This is a genomic window from Vibrio sp. 661 (genome assembly GCF_033339315.1).
Taxonomy (GTDB): domain Bacteria; phylum Pseudomonadota; class Gammaproteobacteria; order Enterobacterales; family Vibrionaceae; genus Vibrio; species Vibrio alginolyticus.
Window position 1 is genome coordinate 1 of the sequence record NZ_JAWOUJ010000042.1, and the last position, 2,068, is coordinate 2,068.

3 protein-coding genes are annotated in these 2,068 nt (G+C 46.1%); all 3 read right to left on the reverse strand.

The genetic code is table 11. The annotated features are described in order from the left end of the window. Positions 1-35 precede the first annotated feature (35 nt). Positions 36-371, reverse strand: a complete 336-nt coding sequence (locus R7P69_RS24450; RefSeq protein WP_005478993.1) for a metalloregulator ArsR/SmtB family transcription factor — start codon at positions 369-371, stop codon at positions 36-38. A 106-nt stretch (positions 372-477) separates the two neighbouring features. After that, on the reverse strand, positions 478-1,701 hold the full coding sequence (locus tag R7P69_RS24455; protein ID WP_025578334.1) for an EAL and HDOD domain-containing protein: 1,224 nt from the start codon (positions 1,699-1,701) through the stop codon (positions 478-480). A 24-nt stretch (positions 1,702-1,725) separates the two neighbouring features. Continuing rightward, positions 1,726-2,068, reverse strand: a 343-nt coding sequence (locus tag R7P69_RS24460) for a LysE family transporter (RefSeq protein WP_318121716.1), incomplete at its 5' end; no start/stop codon positions are given.

Below are 2,068 nucleotides of genomic sequence, written 5' to 3' on the forward strand. Positions count from 1 at the left end.
CCCTTTAATCTTCAACCTTGAATCTTTGTTCGCTGTTAACAGCAAGCCTCACGACTTTTATCGTGCAAGCGTGTAATGTCGTCTTGGTATTCTTGCTTCAAGCAATTCGATGCTACTAAGTCTTCAATCAACTTGCGCATCCATCCTGGCAATTGCTGCGATAACTCGTAGTACACCCATTGTCCCTGACGCTTATCGACTAAAATGCCACTCGATCTTAACTGAGCAAGATGACGAGAAACTTTCGGCTGACTCTCTTGCAATGCAAACGCCAAATCACCTACGCAAATTTCTCCTTCGCGGGCCACCAGCATTAAGCAGCGCACACGAGTCTCGTCAGATAAAAGCTTGAAAAACTGATGTGGAAGCATAGTTAACATACCTATATATGGATATGCGTATATGTTTATTTAATTGTGCCAAGGCGTCAAGAGCCACGCCCTTGCCTTCATAAAAGTTTCATACTAATAGAGAGAATTAGACCGTGACGACGCTTTGGCTCCAGCGAACCGCTTCACTTAACGAGGCTTTGACTTCATCGAATGACAAACCCAACTGACCCGAGAGCTTTTCGACGCCATGCCAATCAGCTCGCTCGTAGCATTCTTCTAGCGAGATCAGCACGCCGTACTCACCCTTACGATGCAGTAATGCTTGCTGCACAGAATCACTCAACGGCAGTTGCTTCACCAAGGCTTCGATCGATAAGTCGAGCATGGCATCTAAGATCGACAATAAGCCGATCATAAAGCCTTGCTCATTGAGATGAGAAAAAGGTTGGTAACGCGACATCAGCTCACAGAACTGGGCACGTTGCAAAGAGAGGTTGTACAACTCACGCGGTTTGTTGCTTGAGATGTAAGACGCCACCACCAAAGAGACAAATTGCTTCAGCTTGTCTTGACCAAGGTAAATCAGCGCCTGACGGAACGAGCTGATTTCCACCTCTAATGTGGTGATCTGGGTATTCACAAAACGCAGTAACTTGTACGACAAGGCCACATCTTGCGTAATGATGCTTTCAATGCGGTCAAAATCCGGCTCTGGCGCGCAGACTTCCCGAAACAGTTGTAACGCTAACACCTGCTCCGGACTGACGTATTTGGTTTGCGACACCAATGGCTTGCTAAAAAAGTAGCCTTGAAAGAATTTAAAACCCGCCGCTTTGGCTTGCTCAAACTCTTCTGCGGTTTCGACGCGTTCCGCTAAAAAGTGATATTTGACGCGCTTAGCGAGGTGGGTTTTAACCAGCTCACACGCTTTTTCTAGCCCCATCGCCATGATATCGAGTTTAACGATGTGCACATAAGGTAAGAAGCGACGCCACTCCGGCGTTAAAGTGAAATCATCCAGCGCGATCAAATAACCTTCTCGATATAACTCGCGAATTGCATCGAGAAGATCATCGGTAGGTTGGCAAGTCTCTAAGACTTCTACGACGATTTTGTTTTTTGGCAAGCTGCGAGGCAAACGGCGTACCAAGCTCTGATGAGGAAAGTTGATGAAGCATCGCGAAGACGCAATCACTGGGTTAGTACCCAGTGATAGAAAGTTCTCGACGATTAATCGGTATGTCGCTCGGTTTGATTCGATATGAGCGGGATAGGCGTTGCTTTCTCCATCTCTAAATAACAATTCATAACCCAGCGTCTGTCTTTTACGGTTAAAAATCGGCTGACGAGCGACATACGTTGTATTCATGCGATAGAACTACCTATAAATGGCTTAGGATTTTGCAGCCGCTAATAATGCGCCACAACCCATAAACATTGAACCGAATACTTTGTTAATTTTACCCATGATCTTGTCTGAACGGATAAAGCGTCCCATCTGCGCCGCTAACGTGGTGTAACCCAACATTACGCACGCATCAATCACCACTGTCGTCACCCCTAGCGCCAACAATTGCGTCAGTTGGGCTTTTGCAGGGTCGATAAACTGTGGGAACAACGCCACCAAAAAGACGATCGATTTAGGGTTAGTCAGGTTAATTAAAACGGCTTTATACAATAATGCGCTACCTGACATCTCTTTGTGACTCTCATTGGCAATCAAGCCGGAAGTATCA

Bases quoted from the DNA above. Each gene is read 5' to 3' on its own strand.
- R7P69_RS24455 (WP_025578334.1), bottom strand. From the start codon at position 1,701: ATGAATACAACGTATGTCGCTCGTCAGCCGATTTTTAACCGTAAAAGA.
- R7P69_RS24450 (WP_005478993.1), bottom strand. From the start codon at position 371: ATGCTTCCACATCAGTTTTTCAAGCTTTTATCTGACGAGACTCGTGTG.